This is a genomic window from Streptomyces sp. NPDC058240, assembly GCF_042882135.1.
Taxonomy (GTDB): domain Bacteria; phylum Actinomycetota; class Actinomycetes; order Streptomycetales; family Streptomycetaceae; genus Streptomyces.
Map to the genome: position 1 here is coordinate 16540 of NZ_JBHVWT010000008.1, position 17420 is coordinate 33959.

Sequence of the window (17420 nt, forward strand, 5' to 3'; positions counted from 1 at the left end):
GTGGCAGGATCGGGGGCGTGGCTGAGACGGCATCGAAGAAGACGGCAGACAACCGACCGCGCCTGCTCCTGATGGACGGGCACTCCCTGGCGTACCGGGCGTTCTTTGCGCTGCCTGCGGAGAATTTCACGACAGGGTCGGGGCAGCCGACGAACGCGGTGTACGGCTTCGCGTCGATGCTCGCGAACACGTTGCGTGACGAGGCGCCGACGCATTTCGCGGTGGCGTTCGACGTCTCCCGCAAGACCTGGCGCTCGCAGGAGTTCCCGGAGTACAAGGCGAACCGCTCGAAGACACCGGACGAGTTCAAGGGGCAGGTCGAGCTGATCGGCGAGCTGCTGGACGCGATGCATGCGGACCGTTTCGCGGTCGACGGCTTCGAGGCGGACGATGTCATCGCCACGCTGGCCACGCAGGCCGAGGCGGCCGGTTTCGAGGTGCTGATCGTCACCGGTGACCGGGATTCGTTCCAGCTGATCACGGACAACGTCACCGTGCTGTACCCGACCAAGGGCGTCTCGGAGCTGACGCGCTTCACCCCGGCGAAGGTCGAGGAGAAGTACGCGCTGACACCGCAGCAGTACCCGGACTTCGCGGCGCTGCGCGGTGACCCGTCGGACAACCTCCCGGGCATCCCCGGTGTCGGTGAGAAGACCGCAGCGAAGTGGATCAATCAGTTCGGTTCGTTCGACGAGCTGATCGAGCGCGCCGAGGAGGTCAAGGGCAAGGCCGGTCAGAATTTCCGGGACCACCTGGACGCGGTGCGGCTGAACCGCAGGCTGACCGAGATGGTCCGTGACGTGGAGCTGCCGAAGACCCCGCAGGACCTGGAGCGCGCACCGTACGACCGCACCGCGGTGACGGGTGTGCTGGATGTCCTGGAGATCCGTAACCCGAGCCTGCGCGAGCGGCTGCTGGCCGTCGACCCGGGTGCGGCCGAGGACGAGGCCCCGGCGCCCGCCGCGGGCATCGAGCTGGACGGCGCGGTGCTGGGCGCGGGCGAGCTCGCGCCCTGGCTCGCCGAGCACGGCGGGCAGCCGCTCGGCGTGGCCACGGTCGACGCCTGGCTGGTCGGCAGCGGCACGGTCACCGAGATCGCGCTGGCCGCGGCGGACGGCGCGGCGGCCTGGTTCGACCCGGCCCTGCTCGACGCGGGCGACGAGCAGGCGTTCGCCGCCTGGATCGCCGACGCGGACCGGCCCAAGGTCATGCACAACGCGAAGAGCGCCATGCGGGTCTTCCCCGAGCACGGCTGGCAGGTCGACGGCGTCACGATGGACACCGCGCTGGCCGCCTATCTGGTCAAGCCCGGCCGTCGTTCCTTCGCGCTGGACGCGCTGGCGGTGGAGTACCTGGGCCGTGAGCTGGCCCCCGCCGCGGCGTCCGACGGCCAGCTGGCCTTCGGGGCGGACGACCAGGCCGAGGCCGAGTCCCTGATGACGCAGGCCCGCGCCGTCCTGGATCTGGGCGATGCGTTCGCCGCCCGGCTGGCAGAGGTCGGCGCGACCGATCTGCTGCACGGCATGGAGCTGCCGACGTCCGCTCTGCTGGCCCGTCTGGAGCGGCACGGCATCGCCGCCGACCGGGCCCATCTGGAAGGCATGGAGCAGCAGTTCGCCGGTGCGGTGCAGCAGGCGGTGAAGGAGGCGCACGCCGCGGTCGGCCGCGAGTTCAACCTCGGTTCGCCCAAGCAGCTCCAGGAAGTCCTCTTCGGCGAGCTGGGCCTGCCCAGGACGAAGAAGACGAAGACCGGGTACACGACGGACGCCGACGCGCTGGCCTGGCTCGCCGCGCAGACCGAGCACGAGCTGCCGGTGATCATGCTGCGCCACCGCGAGCAGGCCAAGCTGCGGGTCACGGTCGAGGGCCTGATCAAGACGATCGCGGCGGACGGCCGTATCCACACCACGTTCAACCAGACGGTGGCGGCGACGGGCCGGCTCTCCTCCACCGACCCCAACCTGCAGAACATCCCGGTCCGTACGGACGAGGGCCGGGCCATCCGCCGCGGCTTCGTCGTCGGCGAGGGCTTCGAGACGCTGATGACGGCCGACTACAGCCAGATCGAGCTGCGGGTGATGGCGCACCTCTCCGAGGACGCGGGCCTGATCGAGGCGTTCACCTCCGGCGAGGACCTGCACACCACGGTCGCCTCGCAGGTCTTCGGCGTCGACAAGTCGGCCGTCGACCCGGAGATGCGCCGCAAGATCAAGGCCATGAGCTACGGACTCGCGTACGGGCTCTCCGCGTTCGGTCTCTCCCAGCAGCTGAACATCGAGGCGGGCGAGGCGCGCGGCCTGATGGACACCTACTTCGAGCGGTTCGGCGGGGTGCGTGATTATCTGCACCGGGTGGTGGAGGAGGCCAGGGCCACGGGATACACGGAGACGGTCTTCGGCCGCCGCCGTTACCTCCCCGACCTCAACAGCGACAACCGCCAGCGCCGCGAGATGGCCGAGCGGATGGCGCTCAACGCACCGATCCAGGGCACGGCCGCGGACATCGTCAAGGTCGCCATGCTCCAGGTCGACCGGGCTCTGACCGAGGCGAAGCTGAAGTCCCGGATGCTGCTCCAGGTCCATGACGAAATCGTGCTGGAGGTCGCCGAGGGCGAGCGGGCACAGGTGGAGGAGATCCTCCGCCACGAGATGTCCACGGCCGTGCAGTTGCGCGCCCCGCTGGATGTCTCGGTGGGCGTCGGTACGGACTGGGAGTCCGCGGCCCACTGACCCGCCGACGGCGCCGGACGGGCCCGGGACGCGATGTTCCCGGGCCCGTCCGGATCCCCGGGCCCGTCCGGATCCTTGGGTCCGCCCGGCCCCTGTGTCCTATGCCCGTCCGGCGACCGCGGGTGCGGCCGTGCGCGGTCGCCGCAGCCGCATCCACGCCCCGTACAGCACCAGGCCCACCGCCAGCCCCGCCCCGGCGCCGAAGCAGGCGGTCGGGATGATGTCCAGCGGGGTGTCGATGTGCCCGAAGTACGCGTACCAGCGTGCGCACCGGTGGGCGATGCCGAGCAGTACGCAGACGCTCAGCAGCACCCCCGCCGACCACCGTCCCCGGCGGTCCAGCACCGGCACGGACGGGGGGACCGGGCGCGCCCCGGTCCGCCGCAGCCCCGACGCCGTGAACCACGCGAGCACGGCCAGGGCCACCGCCGAACTGCCGTACTGCACCAGCTGGAACACCGGAAATCCGCCGACGCTCCCGTCGAGCAGCGGCACCAGGCGAACACCCCACCGGTCGTGGTGGGTAAAGGCGTCCCAGACGACATGGGTGGCGGCCCCGATCACCGCCGACAGTACGAACCCGGCGGCCTCCCGCACGCCCCGGGCGGCCCCGCGCCGTCCCCGTACGAACGCGTGCACCCGTCCCTGCCAGGTTCCCGGCAGCAGCGCCACCAGTGGTTCGCGCAGCAGCAGCCACAACGCCACGACGGCCGCGGTGATCAGCACATCGACCGTGAACACACCCCACACCGAGTGGGTGACCCGGCCGAACTCCATGGCGCCGGGAACCGCGGTGTCCGCGTAGTACGTCATGTCGGGGGCGAACGAACCCGCGACGAGGGCCGAGGCGAACAGCGGCCCACGTGCCGTCCCGTCCCGCCGCATCCCCGGGAGAACGGCGGCGGCATGACTGAGTGTGAACGGCATGGCGGCAAGTATGCGCGAGCCACCGTCGCCCGCCCGACCACTGCCGTACAACTTGCTGTCCGGAACGTGAAAAACAGGTGAGAACCGGTCAGTGCACGGTGTCTTGGCGGCACAAGTTGCCGTAGGGTCGCCTGAGTCCTGCTGCTGGGGAGCGTGGACAGTCGTCGAAGGGGAGGGGCCAGAGGTTATGGCAGCGCAATTCGGTCGCCGGCTTCGCAAGGGGGCGACCACCACTGCTGTGGCCGCCGTCGCCGTGGCGGCGCTCTCCGCCTCGGGGGCCCCGGGCACATCGCTGGTCACCGAGAGCGGCGACCAGCAGTCCACCGGGTCGACGCCTCCGCCCGACGACAGCGCGGCCACGGGCAACTCGCCGTACTACACGGACCTGCCCCCGCTGAACACCCCCGACAAGCCGGGCACGTCCACGAATCTGCCCGTCACCGGCAGTGCGGAATCCGGTATCCCGGCTTCGATCCTGGCCGCGTACAAGAAGGCCGAGCAGACCCTCGACGACACCGACGCCGCCTGCCGGCTGCCCTGGCAGCTGCTCGCCGCGATCGGCAAGGTCGAGTCCGGCCAGGCCCGCGGCGGCAGGGTCGACGCGAACGGCACCACGTTCTCGCCGATCCTCGGCCCGGTCCTCGACGGCCGGGGCTTCGCCATGATCAAGGACACCGACAACGGGGCGTACGACGGGGACTCGACCCACGACCGCGCCGTCGGCCCGATGCAGTTCATCCCGTCCACCTGGGCGACCTGGGGCCAGGACGGCAACGGCGACGGCCGCAAGGACCCCAACAACATCTACGACGCGGCGCTCGCCGCCGGACGCTACCTCTGCGCCGGCTCCCGCGATCTGTCCCTCGCCGCGGATCTCGACCGGGCGGTCCTGAGCTACAACCACTCGGACGCCTATCTGCGCACCGTCCGCTCGTGGTTCGACTACTACAACCGCGGCACCCATGAGATCCCCGACGGAACCGGCACCGTTCCGCCCGGCCTCGGTGGAGGCAGGGACCACAGCTCCGGCAGCCCGAGCCCGTCCCCCTCGCCGTCCGGGACGACCAAGCCGAAGCCCGAGCCGAGCCCGGACCCGACGAAGCCGGGTGATGGCGGATCGACCGGCCCGACCTCGCCGCCGACCCCGCCCACGACCCCGCCGGCCCAGACCCTCGCAGGCCTGGAGAACGCCGGTACCGGCACGCTGACCGCCACCGCGGGCGACGCCTTCGCCGAGCGGATCAAGGTGCGGGCCAAGAACAGCCTCGGCGGCCCGCTCGCCAAGGTGTCCGTGACCTTCACCATCGCCGGTGACACCGACGCCGCCTTCGGCGGCGGGAAGAACGCGGTCACCCTTCTCACCGGAACCGACGGCACGGTCACCGCCCCGGTGCTGAAGGCGGGCGAGAAGGCCGGGAAGTTCAGGGTGCGGGCCACCGCCACCGGCCGCTCGCTGCCCCCCGTCGCCTACACCGCGACCGTCACCGCCCGTCAGGCCGACGAGATCGCGAGGACCGACGACAAGGCACTGACTGCGGCACCCGGCACCGAGTTCGCCGACACCGTCGAGGTCAAGGCCACCTACAAGGACGCGGTCGCGGCCGGTGTCGCCGTCACCGCCACCATGATCACCGACGCCGAGGAGCCGGCCGAGAACGACAAGGGCCCCTACTTCAAGGACGCCGACGGCAAGACGGTCCGTACCCTCACGGAGCTGAAGACCGACGCCGACGGCACCCTGAAGCTGCCCGAGATCTACGCCGACGACACCGCGGGCACCTACAAGCTGCGCCTCACCACCGAGGGCGGCGCCACGATGGTCATCGAGCTGAAGGTCGAGGCCCCCGAGGCATCCGAGACCCCCGAGGCGTCCGAGACCCCCGAGGCGCCCGCCGCCTGACCCCGCCCGGCCGCACGCAGGAGCAGCCCCTTTGCCACCACCCGGCAGAGGGGCTGTTCTACGTGTTCTCATCTCGCGCCCGCATTGCTACGGTGCCCCAACCCTGACGACCCATCAGATCCATGCTCTCCGGGAGGACCGGCATGCGTGCTCTCGTCGCCGCCGCCATCGGGCTGGCCGCAGCCCTCGCGCTCGTCCTCACCATCAGCGCGATCGGCGCCCCGCCGGGAGAGACCTCGCCCAAACCCCTGCTGACCACCGTTCCGGGCCCCAAGAACTAGTGCCCCTTTGGCACCGACCACCGGAAGAAGCAACCGAAGCCGCGGGAGGGCACCATCATGCGCCGCCGAGCCAGCCTCGTACTCCTGGCATTCGCCGTCTTCTTCGCCGCCATGTCGCCACTGCTGCGCTGGTACGCCTTCCCGAGGCTGGCGAAGATCCCGCCCAGTCAGTACCAGGAGACGGTGCTGGAGGCGAAGCCCGCCACCCTCCTCGACTACAACGACAACATGAAGGTGAAGAAGGTCCCCAAGGTCACCATCGTGCAGACCCTCAAGGGCAACGTCGAGGAGTCCGAGAAGATCGAACGCAGCGCCGGCCGCGACGTCGTCGTCTGGGACGCCCTCAGCTACGTGGCCGGCCCGGACGGCAAGATGGTCTCCGAGATCCCCGAGCGCTACATCTTCGACGCCCACAGCCAGGCCCCCGTCCACGCCACCGGGGAATCCGTCGACGGCGACCCGGTCAGGCGCGAGGGCATCGAGTTCAAGTGGCCCTTCCTCACCCAGAAACGCGACTACGAGTACTTTGACGCCCAGGCCCGCACCAGCTCGCCCATCCACTACAAGGGCACCCGCACCTTCCACGGCATGGACGTCTACTACTTCGAGCAGACCATCCCGTGGACCAAGGTCCCGATGCCGAAGAAGATGCCGATCAAGGGCGTCACCCCGGAACAGATCGCGAAGACGGGCATGACCCGCTGGTACACCACCAAGCGGATGTTCTGGGTGGACCCGGTCACCGGAGCGCCGGTCAACGGCGAGGAGATCCACAAGGAGGAGCTGCGCAACGCCAGGAAGATGGGGATGCCCCAGGACACCGTCACCGTCTTCGCCGGGCATGTGAAGATGCGCCCGGACTACGTCGAATCGATCGTCGACCTGGTCAAGTCCCAGCGCCTGCTGGTCCTGCTGCTCACCTCGTACCTGCCCTGGGGCTTCCTGGTCCTCGGTGTCGGACTGCTCGCGCTCGCCCTGTGGCTGGAGGCCCGCTCCCGCCGCCCGCACGGGCCACCGGCATCCTCGCCGGAACCCGCCCCTACTCCCGCTTGAGCCGAGCCTTCGTGAACCGGGTCGCCTCCACCGTCGTGGGATCCTCCGGCCACGGATGCTTCGGGTAGCGGCCGCGCAGATCCGCACGCACGGCCCGGTAGCCGTCCCGCCAGAACGACGCCAGATCCGCGGTGACGGCCGCGGGACGGCCGGCCGGGGAGAGGAGATGGACCAGGACCGGCACCCCGGCCACCCTCGGAGTCTCCCGCAGACCGAACAACTCCTGGAGCTTCACCGCGAGTACGGGCTGCGCCCCGCCGTACTCCACCCGGATACGGGAACCGCTCGGCACCTCGATCCGTTCCGGCGCCAGCTCGTCCAGCCGCACCGCCTCGCCCGTCGCCCACGGCAGCAGCCGCCGCAGCGCCTGCCCCGCGTCGATCCGCGCCAGATCGGAGCGCCGCCGGGCCCGTGACAGCTCGGGCTCCAGCCACTGCTCGGTACGCTCCAGCAGCGCGCCCTCCGACACATCCGGCCAGGGCGCCCCCAACTCGCGGTGGAGAAAGGCGAGCCGCTCCCGCAACTGCTCGCTCTCCCGCGTCCAGCGCAGCAGCCCGAGCCCTTCGCGCCGCAGACCCTCGACCAGCGCCTCGCGCACCGGCCCGGGTGCCGGCTGCTTCAGCGGGCGCACCGACAGTTCGACGGCACCCAGCCGCTCCACCCGACGGGCCACCACATCGCCGCCGGCCCAGTGGACCTCCTCGCCGCCGCGGAGCAGATGCCCGGCGGCCGCCCGTGCCGTGTCCTCGTCGATGACGGCAGCGAGCCGCACCCGTGCGGACGCCGCGTGCGCGGGCCGGTCGGCGACCGCGACCGCCAGCCAGGGCGCACTGCGCAGCCCCGAGCTGTCCCGCAGCTCCGCGCCCGTCCCCGACGCCATCAGGAACGCTCCCTCGCCGCGGGCCCGTGCCACCCGTTCCGGGAACGCCAGCGCGGCCACCAGACCGACGGCCGCGTCGTCCGGACCGGAACCGCCGGCCGCGTCCTTCACCGACGAGGACAGCCGCCGGACCTCCTGCCGCCAGCGCGCCGCGTAGCCGTCCCCGCCCCGCCGCGCGGTACGCAGCGCGGCCGCCAGATCGTCCCCGTACTCCCGCGGCGGCTCCTCGCTCAGCAGCGCCACCACCTCGGCCGCCCGCCGCCCGCCCACCTCGGCGGCGCCGTCCAGCAGCGCCCGCGCCAGCCGCGGATGCAGGCCGAGACGGGACATCCGTACGCCCCGGTCGGTCACCCGCCCGTCCGCGTCCACCGCGCCGACCGCCGTCAGCACCTCGCGCGCCGCACTCATCGCACCCGCGGGCGGCGGGTCGAGCAGCGCCAGCCCCGACGCGTCCGGATCGCCCCAGCACGCCGCCTGCAACGCGAACGCCGCCAGATCCGCGACCTTGATCTCCGGGGACGGGAACCGGGCGAGCCGGCCGTCCTCCGCCTGTGCCCAGCACCGGTACACCGCCCCGGGCGCCTCCCGCCCGGCCCGGCCCGCCCGCTGCCTCCCCGCCGCCTGCGAGGCCCGCACCGTCGTCAGCGCGCTCAGCCCCCGCGCGTGATCGGTGCGCGGCTCCCTGGCCAGCCCCGAGTCGACCACGACCCGCACCCCGGGCACCGTGAGGGACGACTCCGCCACCGAGGTCGCCAGCACCACCCGCCGGCCGTCCGACGACCCGGCCAGCACCGCGTCCTGCACCGCCGCCGGAGCCCGTCCGTGCACCTGGAGCACCTCGGCGGCCACCCCGGCCAGCTGCCCCGCCACCCGGCCGATCTCGCCGACCCCGGGCAGGAAGCACAGCACGTCGCCGTCCCGCTCGGCGAGCGCCCGGCGCACCGTCGCGGCGACATGCGTCAGCAGCGCCGGATCGACGCGCATCCCGTGCGGCGGCCGCACCGGAGCGGCGGGCGGCGCCCAGACCACCTCCACCGGATGCGAGACGCCCTGCGCCTCGACCACCGGGGCATCGCCCAGCAGCCGCGCCCAGCCCTGCGCGTCCGTCGTCGCGGACGCGGCGACCAGCCGCAGATCGGGCCGGATGGCCTCGCGCACATCGAGCAGGAACGCGGCGACCGTGTCGGCGTCCAGGTGCCGCTCGTGGCACTCGTCGATGATCACCGCGTCGACCCCGGCCAGCTCCTGGTCGCGCTGGAGCCGCTGGAGCAGCACACCGGTGGTCACCACCTCCACCACCGTGTCGCGCCCCACCACCCGCTCCCCGCGGACCGTGAACCCCACCCGGCCGCCGGCCTGCTCCCCGACGAGCCACGCCATCCGCCGCGCCGCCGCCCGCGCGGCGATCCGCCGCGGCTCGGCGACCAGCACCCTGCGTACCGGCCCGCCCCCGGTCAGACCGGCCAGGACCAGCGGTACGAGAGTCGTCTTGCCGGTGCCGGGCGGCGCGCACAGCACCGCGACACCGCGGTCGTCGAGCGCCCGCTCCAGGGCGGGCACGGCGGTGCGTACGGGCAACTGGTCCAGGGCGTCGGTACGGATCACGCCCCCAGTCTCGTACGACGCGCCCCCGCCGGGCCCAGGGCCCCCGTGTCCGGGACCGTCAGTCCCGTTCGCAGACGAAGATCGCCGTGCCGGGGATCAGATTCCCGCGCAGCGGGGACCAGCCGCCCCACTCCTGGCGGTTCCAGGCGGGCCACTCCGGTTCGACGAGGTCGACCAGCCGGAAGCCGCCGGCCACCACGTCCCGCACCCGGTCGCCCAGCGTCCGGTGGTGCTCGACGTACACGGCGTCGCCCCGCTCGTCCTGCTCGACATAGGGAGTGCGGTCGAAGTAGGAGGCCGCGACCGAGAGGCCCTCCGGCCCCGGCTCGTCCGGGAACGCCCAGCGGACCGGATGCGTCACCGAGAAGACCCAGCGGCCCCCGGGACGCAGCACCCGGTGGACCTCGCGGAACACCTGCACGGGGTCGGCGACGAAGGGCACCGCGCCGTAGGCGGAGCACGCCAGGTCGAAGGAGCCGTCCCGGAACGGCAGCACCCCGGCGTCCGCCTCCACCAGGGGGACCTCGTCGCCGATCCGCAGCGCGTGCTGCAACTGGCGGTGCGAGAGGTCCAGGGCCACCGGACGGGCGCCCCGTGCGGCGAGCCAGCGCGAGCACTGCGCGGCGCCCGCACCGATCTCCAGGACGTCCAGGCCCCGCAGCGACGCGGCGGGGCCCAGCAGACCGGCCTCCGCCTCGTCGAGCCCCTCCGGCCCCCAGATGAAACGGTCGTCGCCGAGGAAGGCGCCGTGGTCGCTCTGGTACTCGTCGGCGTTCCGGTCCCACCAGCCGCGACTTGCCCGGCTGCTCTCGGCCTCCGACGCGTCGCGGCGGGTCGCTTCGGGTTCGGCCGCGTAGATCTCTTGGCTCATCGTGTCCGTCGTTGTAGTTTGCCTTCACCCTGCCGCACGCGGTACGTACCGGGGGGTACCTGTGAGTACGGCTCCCGTACCCATGGATTGTCTCCTGGGGCCGATCTGGCCTCGGGGAACACGAGTTGTGCCGGATATGAGCCGTTGCGCCCCCGGTGTGCGCCTTCGCGCATTGACCGTGCCCGGCTGCCCCCGTATGCTACAAGTTGCGCTGCGAGCCTGCGCGCCTCAGACCTAGCAGGCCGCGCTCGCATCTGTTGTATGTCCCCTCGGTTCACGAGGCGCCTCCCGGTCCAGCGGGGTCGGCGGTTCCCGAGCTGTCCGGCTTCTGCAGAGGTGATACGGGCTCCCGGCGTAGCAGTACCTACGACTCACTGTCCGTACCGGAGCCCTTTCCCACATGACGAGCAGCACCGAGACCACCGCCACCACTCCGCAGGTTGCGGTCAACGACATCGGCGACGCGGACGCGTTCCTCGCGGCGATCGACGAGACGATCAAGTACTTCAACGACGGCGATATCGTTGACGGTGTCATCGTCAAGGTTGACCGGGACGAGGTTCTCCTCGACATCGGTTACAAGACCGAAGGTGTCATCCCGAGCCGCGAGCTCTCGATCAAGCACGACGTCGACCCGAACGAGGTCGTCAAGGTCGGTGACGAGATCGAGGCCCTGGTCCTCCAGAAGGAGGACAAGGAAGGCCGCCTGATCCTCTCGAAGAAGCGCGCTCAGTACGAGCGTGCCTGGGGCACCATCGAGAAGATCAAGGAAGAAGACGGCATCGTCACCGGTACCGTCATCGAGGTCGTCAAGGGTGGTCTCATCCTCGACATCGGCCTCCGTGGCTTCCTGCCGGCGTCGCTCGTCGAGATGCGTCGTGTCCGCGACCTTCAGCCCTACGTGGGCAAGGAGCTCGAGGCGAAGATCATCGAGCTGGACAAGAACCGCAACAACGTGGTCCTGTCCCGCCGCGCCTGGCTGGAGCAGACCCAGAGCGAGGTCCGCCAGACGTTCCTCACGACCCTGCAGAAGGGCCAGGTCCGCTCCGGCGTCGTTTCCTCGATCGTCAACTTCGGTGCGTTCGTGGACCTCGGCGGCGTCGACGGTCTCGTGCACGTCTCCGAGCTGTCCTGGAAGCACATCGACCACCCCTCCGAGGTTGTCGAGGTCGGCCAGGAAGTCACCGTCGAGGTTCTCGACGTCGACATGGACCGCGAGCGCGTCTCCCTGTCGCTCAAGGCGACGCAGGAAGACCCGTGGCAGCAGTTCGCCCGTACGCACCAGATCGGGCAGGTCGTTCCCGGTAAGGTCACCAAGCTCGTTCCGTTCGGTGCGTTCGTGCGCGTCGACGAGGGCATCGAGGGTCTGGTCCACATCTCCGAGCTGGCCGAGCGCCACGTGGAGATCCCGGAGCAGGTCGTCCAGGTCAACGACGAGATCTTCGTCAAGGTCATCGACATCGACCTCGAGCGCCGTCGCATCAGCCTCTCGCTGAAGCAGGCCAACGAGTCCTTCGGTGCCGACCCGGCCTCGGTCGAGTTCGACCCGACCCTGTACGGCATGGCCGCGTCCTACGACGACCAGGGCAACTACATCTACCCCGAGGGCTTCGACCCCGAGACCAACGACTGGCTCGAGGGCTACGAGACCCAGCGCGAGGCGTGGGAGGGCCAGTACGCCGAGGCGCAGCAGCGCTTCGAGCAGCACCAGGCCCAGGTCATCAAGTCCCGCGAGGCCGACGAGGCCGCTGCTGCCGAGGGCGCTGCTGCCCCGGCCGGTGGCGCCCCGGCTGCCTCCGGCGGCAGCGGTGGCGGCTCGTACTCCTCGGAGTCCGCGGACAACTCCGGCGCCCTGGCGTCGGACGAGGCCCTGGCTGCCCTGCGCGAGAAGCTGGCGGGCGGCCAGAGCTGACGCTCTGCACCCCCTCCGGTCGATGATCGACCGCAGTAGCTGAAAAGTGAGGCCCGCTCCCTTCGGGGAGCGGGCCTCACTCGTTGTCGCGGCGCGGCTACGGCGTGACGGTGATGTTGGTCAGGCCCTTCCCGCCGGTCACCGTGTTGCTGCTGTGGACGGTGGCCGGGCAGCTCGTGCCGTAGTTGGTGATGTTGATCGCGAGCTGCTTGTCGCCCTTGGAACCGGTCAGGTCCGAGGTGTTGTCGCGGAAGACGGTGCCGCAGCCCCAGCCGCTCTCCTGGGTGTGGGTCTCATAGCCGTTGTTGGTCGTACGGGAGCCCTTGTTGCCCTCGACCAGGACGTCATTGCCCTTCACGTCGACCCAGGAGTCGTCGTAGTTGGCGCCGGTCAGCCCGCTGCCGTCGAAGGTGTTGCCGACGATCTTCGCCCCGGTGGTGCCCTCCTTGATGTCGACGTTCTCGCCGCCTACCCCCGGACCGATCGTGTTGTCCAGGATCTGGACCCGGTCGCTCCGGTCGGAGAGATCGCCGGCCGTGCCGACATAGACGCCCTCGCCCATGCCGCGGCCGTCGTGCCCGGTGTCGTAGATCCGTGAGTTCTTGATGACGCCGTCCTTGCTGGACTTGCGGAAGTGGACGCCCTCCATGTCCAGATCGTGCACGGTCACCGAATCGATGACGACGCCGGTGGCGGTGTCGGCCATGATGCCCTTCTGGCCGCCGGTGACGGTGATGCCCCTGACGGTCCAGTAGGAGGCGCCGTTGAGGTGCAGTCCGTAACCCCCGCCCGCCGTGAGGATCGCCTTGGCGGAGCCCGTGAGCGTGATCCGGGCGGAAGCGGTGCCGGGGACGGTCGCCTTGAAGTTGCCGGTGTAGGTGCCGTCGGCGAGCCGGATCGTGTCGCCGGGGGCCGCGGCGGTGAGGGCGGACTTGAGCTGGGCGGCGGTGCTCACGTCGATGACCGTCGCCGCACCCGCCGCGGTGGCGGAGGCGAGGGCGAGGCCGCCGGTGGCGAGCGCGGTGGCCAGCAGGGCCGGGAGCAGCGTGCGGGTGCGCATGGGGGGTGCCTTCCCGTCGAAGGAGTTCGAGGTTCTCGTACATGAATGTGGGGCGAGTCTCTGAACTTGCTGCCCAGTGACGGTAGGGATGCGGTGCGGCCGTGTCAATGTCTGGACCATTGCCCGTGGGGCAGGGGCGACGGGTCGGGTGAACGGGGGAACACCTGTGGGGTGGGGGGAAGCTGACGGCCCGTGACGCGCCCCGGCGAGGATCCCGGGGGGCCTCGGGCCCGTCGTGAACTCGGCTTCCCCGCAGAGGTGTTCACCGACATGAACGTCAACGCCCTTGTCCTCGGCGCGGATGCCGGTGCCTTCGAGGGGCGGGCGGGCGCCCGCCGCTGTGGTCGCACCCCGGGTTCTCGCGTGGCTCCCGGCATGAACCGGTGGCTGAAAGGGCACAGTCCGGGAATGCATGTCCCCTGCCGGACGTTCTTCTCGACGAACACGAGGAGGAGCGGTAACCGTGCCTGATCCGCAGAGTTTGTACGAATGGGAGCCGAAGGGCCTGGCCGTCGTCGACATGGCGCTGGCCCAGGAGTCGGCGGGCCTGGTCATGCTCTACCACTTCGACGGATACATCGACGCGGGCGAGACCGGCGAGCAGATCGTGGACGGCCTGCTCGAAACGCTGCCGCACCAGGTCGTGGCCAGCTTCGACCACGACCGTCTCGTCGACTACCGCGCCCGGCGTCCGCTGCTGACCTTCCGGCGCGACCGGTGGGCCGCCTACGAGACCCCGACGCTCGACGTCAGGGTCGTGCAGGACGCCACCGGAGCGCCCTTCCTGCTGCTGTCCGGGCCCGAGCCCGATGTGGAGTGGGAGCGCTTCGCCGCCGCCGTCGAGCAGATCGTCGAGCGCCTCGGCGTCCGCCTCGCGGTGAATTTCCACGGGATCCCGATGGGTGTCCCGCACACCCGCCCCGTCGGCATCACCCCGCACGGCAACCGCACGGACCTCATGCCCGGCCACCGCAGCCCCTTCGACGAGGCGCAGGTGCCCGGCTCCGCGGAGGCCCTGGTGGAGTACCGGCTGATGGAGGCGGGACACGACGTCCTCGGTGTCGCCGCCCATGTGCCGCACTACGTCGCCCGCTCCGCCTACCCGGACGCGGCGCTCACCGCACTGGAGTCGATCACGGCCGCGACCGGCCTGGTCCTGCCGACCGTCGCCCACGCGCTGCGCACGGAGGCGCACCGCACCCAGACCGAGATCGACCGGCAGATCGGCCAGGGCGACGAGGAGCTCGTCTCGCTCGTCGAGGGCCTGGAGCACCAGTACGACGCGGTCGCCGGATCCGAGACCCGGGGCAACCTGGTCGCCGAGCCGGTGGACCTGCCGTCCGCCGACGAGATCGGCCTCGAATTCGAGCGGTTCCTCGCGGAGCGCGAGGGGGACACCTGACCGGCTCCCGCCGCTCACCCGCGTTCCAGGCCCTGTCGTCAAACTGCCGTCGTCGCCCGGAGGGCGGCCGAGCGTGTGTGCCAGACGCCGCACGGCAGACGGCAGTTTGACGACAGGGCCTAGGCTGTCGGGCATGCTGAAAGTGGGCCTGACCGGTGGGATCGGCGCCGGCAAGAGTGAAGTGTCACGGCTGTTCGTCGGATACGGAGCCGTGCTGATCGACGCGGACCGGATCGCCCGCGAGGTCGTCGAGCCGGGGACACCCGGGCTCGCGGCCGTCGTCGACGAGTTCGGCGCCGACGTCCTCACCGCGGACGGCACCCTGGACCGGCCGAAACTCGGCTCGATCGTCTTCTCCGACACCGACCGGCTCGCCGCACTCAACGCGATCGTCCACCCGCTGGTCGGCGCCCGTTCCGCCGAGCTGGAGCGGGCCGCGGGGCCGGACTCGGTCGTCGTCCACGACGTCCCCCTCCTCACCGAGAACGGCCTGGCGCCGCTCTACGACCTGGTTGTCGTCGTGGACGCGAGCCCCGCGACCCAGCTCGACCGGCTGGTACGGCTGCGCGGCATGACCGAGTCCGAGGCCCGCGCCCGGATGGCCGCCCAGTCCACCCGGGAGCAGCGCCGGGCCGTGGCCGACCTGATCATCGACAACGACGGACCGCTGGAGGACCTGGAACCGCAGGTCCGCAAGGTCTGGTCGGAGCTGACCGAGCGGGCCGCGGCCGGCTGAACCCGGCACCGGGGGAGGGTCCGGGCGCCGCGCCCCGGGACACCGGTCCCGGTGCGGAATACCGGACCCCGGCCGGACGTTGGGGACCCGGTGAAGAAGGGAAGGATGAAGACCGTGCCCGAGAGGACCCCGGAGACCGACGTCATCGACTTCCGCGCTGCCGAACACCTGCTGGCGGCGCGCGACCCCCGTGGCGCGGTGAAACTGCTGGATGCGGTGATCGCGGCCCATCCGGAGAACACCGCGGCCCGGCTGCTGCGTGCCCGCGCGTTCTTCGCCGCCGCTCAGCTGCGCCCCGCCGAGCTCGAATTCGAACTCGTCCTGGAACGCGAACCGGACAATGCCTTCGCACACTTCGCGCTGGCCCGTACCTTCGAGCGCTCCGGCCGCACGGACCGGGCCGCCCGCCACTTCCGGCTGGCCGCCGCGCTCGACCCGAACCCGGAGTATCTGAAGGCGGCCCGCTTCCCGGCCCAGGACTGACCTCCGGCGCCGGGCGGGCGCGCCCCGGCCCGGTTCCGGGCACGCTTCCGGCCCGGTTCAGTGCCCGTACCTGCCGCGCCCGCCGTGGTCGGGTTCGTACGGCGGGACATCGCGGCCGGGCTGGTAGTGCGGTCCCTGGTGGATGTGGTGGACGATCACTGTCAGGTCCACGAGGACCAGCACGAGCAGCAGGCCGCAGGCGGCGGCCCAGCCCGGCCGGTCGGTCATCGTGAAGGCGGCCAGGCCGAAGACGGCCCAGGCCAGCCCCCATAGACTCAGCCAGAGCCGCAGCCGCAGTGGACTGCGGGCAGTCGTCGGTTCATTGCCGGTACGCATGGCGATCGCCTCTTCTACCAGGATGGACCCGCGACGGCGTTTTTGGGACATGTAGACGTCGGATTGAGGGGATCGTGCGTGAACGGCACATCGTGGGAGGACCGCACAGGCCGCAGGGCGAGGGTCCGGGGCTGTCTGCTGGGCGGGGCGATCGGGGACGCGCTGGGGAATCCGGTGGAGTTCCTTTCCCTGGCCGGTATCCGCCGCGCGCACGGTGAGTACGGCGTACAGGGACTTCTCCCGGACGAGGAGGGGGTCGTCGGACGGGTCACGGACGATACGCAGATGACCCTGTTCACGGCCGAGGGGCTGATCAGGGCCCATTCCCGCGCGATGTCGAAGGGCGGTGGCACCGAGGACGGCGGCGCCGAGGCCCGGATCGTACGGAACGCCTATCTTCGCTGGCTGGACACCCAGAACCATCCCGCACCGCCGGCCCGCGGCGGCGACAACCCGGTGCGTACCGGTTGGCTCAGGCAGCAGCCCTGGCTCTACGCGCGCCGGGCCCCCGGCAACGCCTGCCTGACCGGGCTCGCGACCGGCCACGTTCCCGAACCGACGGGCCGGCTCGGTGAGCCCGGACCCGTCAACACCGGGTCCAAGGGGTGCGGCACGGTGATGCGGTCCGCCCCCTTCGGACTGGTCGGGGAGGACGCCGAGGCGGGCTTCCGGCTCGCCTACTGGTGCGCGCAGATCACCCACGGCCACCCGACCGGTGCGTACGCGGCCGGGGCCCTCGCCGCGATAGTCGCACACCTTCTGCAGGGCGACTCGACGGCGGGCGCCGTACTGAGGGCCATGGAGCTGCTGCGCCGCCACCCGGGGCACGAGGAGACGACCGCGGCGCTGCGAGCCGCCGTCGACCTGGCCGCCGAGGGTGCGCCGACCGGCGAGAAGGTGGAGACACTGGGAGCGGGCTGGGTCGCCGAGGAGGCCCTTGCCATTGCCGTGTACTGCGCCCTCGTGCTGCCCGGCGCCGATCAGGTGGCCCGGTCGCTGCTGCTCTCGGTCAACCACTCGGGCGACAGCGACTCCACCGGTGCGATCTGCGGCAACCTGCTCGGCGCACGCCACGGGGACGTGTACCTTCCGTCGTCCTGGCTGGTGTCGACCGAGGGCCGGGCCGTGATCACCGAGGTGGCCGACGATCTGTGCGTGGAGTTCGAGCACGCGGTCGACTGGCCGGCCGACCGCTACCCGGCGTACTGACGGCGGGCCGTCCGCCGGTGAACGACGGGGTCACCA

At 71.3% G+C, this 17420-nt stretch carries 14 protein-coding genes; 9 read left to right on the top strand and 5 right to left on the bottom strand.

Annotated features, from left to right (window positions below; genetic code table 11):
- Positions 1–17 precede the first annotated feature (17 nt).
- On the top strand, positions 18–2729 hold the full coding sequence (gene polA, locus ACFVX4_RS16345) for a DNA polymerase I (RefSeq protein ID WP_389977080.1): 2712 nt from the start codon (positions 18–20) through the stop codon (positions 2727–2729).
- 99 nt (positions 2730–2828) lie between these two features.
- Here polA and ACFVX4_RS16350 read toward each other — a convergent pair whose 3' ends face one another.
- Positions 2829–3656, bottom strand: coding sequence for a DUF4184 family protein (locus ACFVX4_RS16350; protein WP_389977084.1), 828 nt, complete (start codon positions 3654–3656; stop codon positions 2829–2831).
- Between the two features lie 187 nt (positions 3657–3843).
- Here ACFVX4_RS16350 and ACFVX4_RS16355 point away from each other — a divergent pair, with 187 nt between their 5' ends.
- From ACFVX4_RS16355 to ACFVX4_RS16365, 3 genes are all read left to right on the top strand, one after another.
- A complete protein-coding gene (locus ACFVX4_RS16355; protein ID WP_389977086.1) occupies positions 3844–5556 on the top strand; it encodes a lytic transglycosylase domain-containing protein in 1713 nt (570 codons plus the stop codon).
- 143 nt (positions 5557–5699) lie between these two features.
- Positions 5700–5837: an SPW_0924 family protein gene (locus tag ACFVX4_RS16360; RefSeq protein ID WP_136330601.1), complete on the top strand. Its 138-nt coding sequence runs from the start codon at positions 5700–5702 to the stop codon at positions 5835–5837.
- Between the two features lie 57 nt (positions 5838–5894).
- Entirely contained in the window at positions 5895–6890 is a 996-nt protein-coding gene (locus tag ACFVX4_RS16365) for a DUF3068 domain-containing protein (protein WP_389977089.1), read from the top strand.
- Here the strand turns inward: ACFVX4_RS16365 and hrpB are convergent.
- Positions 6877–9375 carry an ATP-dependent helicase HrpB gene (hrpB, locus tag ACFVX4_RS16370; RefSeq protein ID WP_389977092.1) on the bottom strand — a complete coding sequence of 833 codons (2499 nt, stop codon included), beginning with the start codon at positions 9373–9375 and terminating at the stop codon, positions 6877–6879. The genes ACFVX4_RS16365 and hrpB overlap by 14 nt on opposite strands.
- 58 nt (positions 9376–9433) lie before the next feature.
- Positions 9434–10246, bottom strand: coding sequence for a class I SAM-dependent methyltransferase (locus tag ACFVX4_RS16375; RefSeq protein ID WP_389977094.1), 813 nt, complete (start codon positions 10244–10246; stop codon positions 9434–9436).
- Between the two features lie 400 nt (positions 10247–10646).
- On the opposite strand from ACFVX4_RS16375, the gene rpsA reads away from it, so the two are divergent.
- Entirely contained in the window at positions 10647–12158 is a 1512-nt protein-coding gene (rpsA, locus tag ACFVX4_RS16380; RefSeq protein ID WP_124718271.1) for a 30S ribosomal protein S1, read from the top strand.
- A 97-nt stretch (positions 12159–12255) separates the two neighbouring features.
- Here the strand turns inward: rpsA and ACFVX4_RS16385 are convergent, their stop codons facing one another.
- Complete coding sequence (locus tag ACFVX4_RS16385; protein ID WP_389977096.1) at positions 12256–13218, bottom strand: right-handed parallel beta-helix repeat-containing protein; 963 nt, start codon at positions 13216–13218, stop codon at positions 12256–12258.
- A 463-nt stretch (positions 13219–13681) separates the two neighbouring features.
- Here ACFVX4_RS16385 and ACFVX4_RS16390 point away from each other — a divergent pair, with 463 nt between their 5' ends.
- The 3 genes from ACFVX4_RS16390 to ACFVX4_RS16400 all read left to right on the top strand — a co-directional run bounded on the left by ACFVX4_RS16390 (position 13682) and on the right by ACFVX4_RS16400 (position 15839).
- Positions 13682–14620: a PAC2 family protein gene (locus tag ACFVX4_RS16390; protein WP_389977099.1), complete on the top strand. Its 939-nt coding sequence runs from the start codon at positions 13682–13684 to the stop codon at positions 14618–14620.
- A 133-nt stretch (positions 14621–14753) separates the two neighbouring features.
- Complete coding sequence (gene coaE, locus ACFVX4_RS16395; protein WP_389977102.1) at positions 14754–15356, top strand: dephospho-CoA kinase; 603 nt, start codon at positions 14754–14756, stop codon at positions 15354–15356.
- A gap of 114 nt (positions 15357–15470) precedes the next feature.
- Entirely contained in the window at positions 15471–15839 is a 369-nt protein-coding gene (locus tag ACFVX4_RS16400) for a tetratricopeptide repeat protein (RefSeq protein WP_266420798.1), read from the top strand.
- 57 nt (positions 15840–15896) lie between these two features.
- Here ACFVX4_RS16400 and ACFVX4_RS16405 read toward each other — a convergent pair whose 3' ends face one another.
- Complete coding sequence (locus ACFVX4_RS16405) at positions 15897–16175, bottom strand: DUF6343 family protein (RefSeq protein WP_266420800.1); 279 nt, start codon at positions 16173–16175, stop codon at positions 15897–15899.
- Positions 16176–16253: 78 nt separating this feature from the next.
- Between ACFVX4_RS16405 and ACFVX4_RS16410 the strand changes: the two genes are divergently transcribed.
- Positions 16254–17384, top strand: a complete 1131-nt coding sequence (locus tag ACFVX4_RS16410) for an ADP-ribosylglycohydrolase family protein (protein ID WP_389977105.1) — start codon at positions 16254–16256, stop codon at positions 17382–17384.
- Positions 17385–17420 lie beyond the last annotated feature (36 nt).

Bases quoted from the DNA above. Each gene is read 5' to 3' on its own strand.
- ACFVX4_RS16375 (WP_389977094.1), bottom strand. From the start codon at position 10,246: ATGAGCCAAGAGATCTACGCGGCCGAACCCGAAGCGACCCGCCGCGAC.
- ACFVX4_RS16405 (WP_266420800.1), bottom strand. From the start codon at position 16,175: ATGCGTACCGGCAATGAACCGACGACTGCCCGCAGTCCACTGCGGCTG.
- coaE (WP_389977102.1), top strand. From the start codon at position 14,754: ATGCTGAAAGTGGGCCTGACCGGTGGGATCGGCGCCGGCAAGAGTGAA.
- ACFVX4_RS16385 (WP_389977096.1), bottom strand. From the start codon at position 13,218: ATGCGCACCCGCACGCTGCTCCCGGCCCTGCTGGCCACCGCGCTCGCC.
- ACFVX4_RS16360 (WP_136330601.1), top strand. From the start codon at position 5,700: ATGCGTGCTCTCGTCGCCGCCGCCATCGGGCTGGCCGCAGCCCTCGCG.
- rpsA (WP_124718271.1), top strand. From the start codon at position 10,647: ATGACGAGCAGCACCGAGACCACCGCCACCACTCCGCAGGTTGCGGTC.
- ACFVX4_RS16350 (WP_389977084.1), bottom strand. From the start codon at position 3,656: ATGCCGTTCACACTCAGTCATGCCGCCGCCGTTCTCCCGGGGATGCGG.
- ACFVX4_RS16355 (WP_389977086.1), top strand. From the start codon at position 3,844: ATGGCAGCGCAATTCGGTCGCCGGCTTCGCAAGGGGGCGACCACCACT.
- ACFVX4_RS16365 (WP_389977089.1), top strand. From the start codon at position 5,895: ATGCGCCGCCGAGCCAGCCTCGTACTCCTGGCATTCGCCGTCTTCTTC.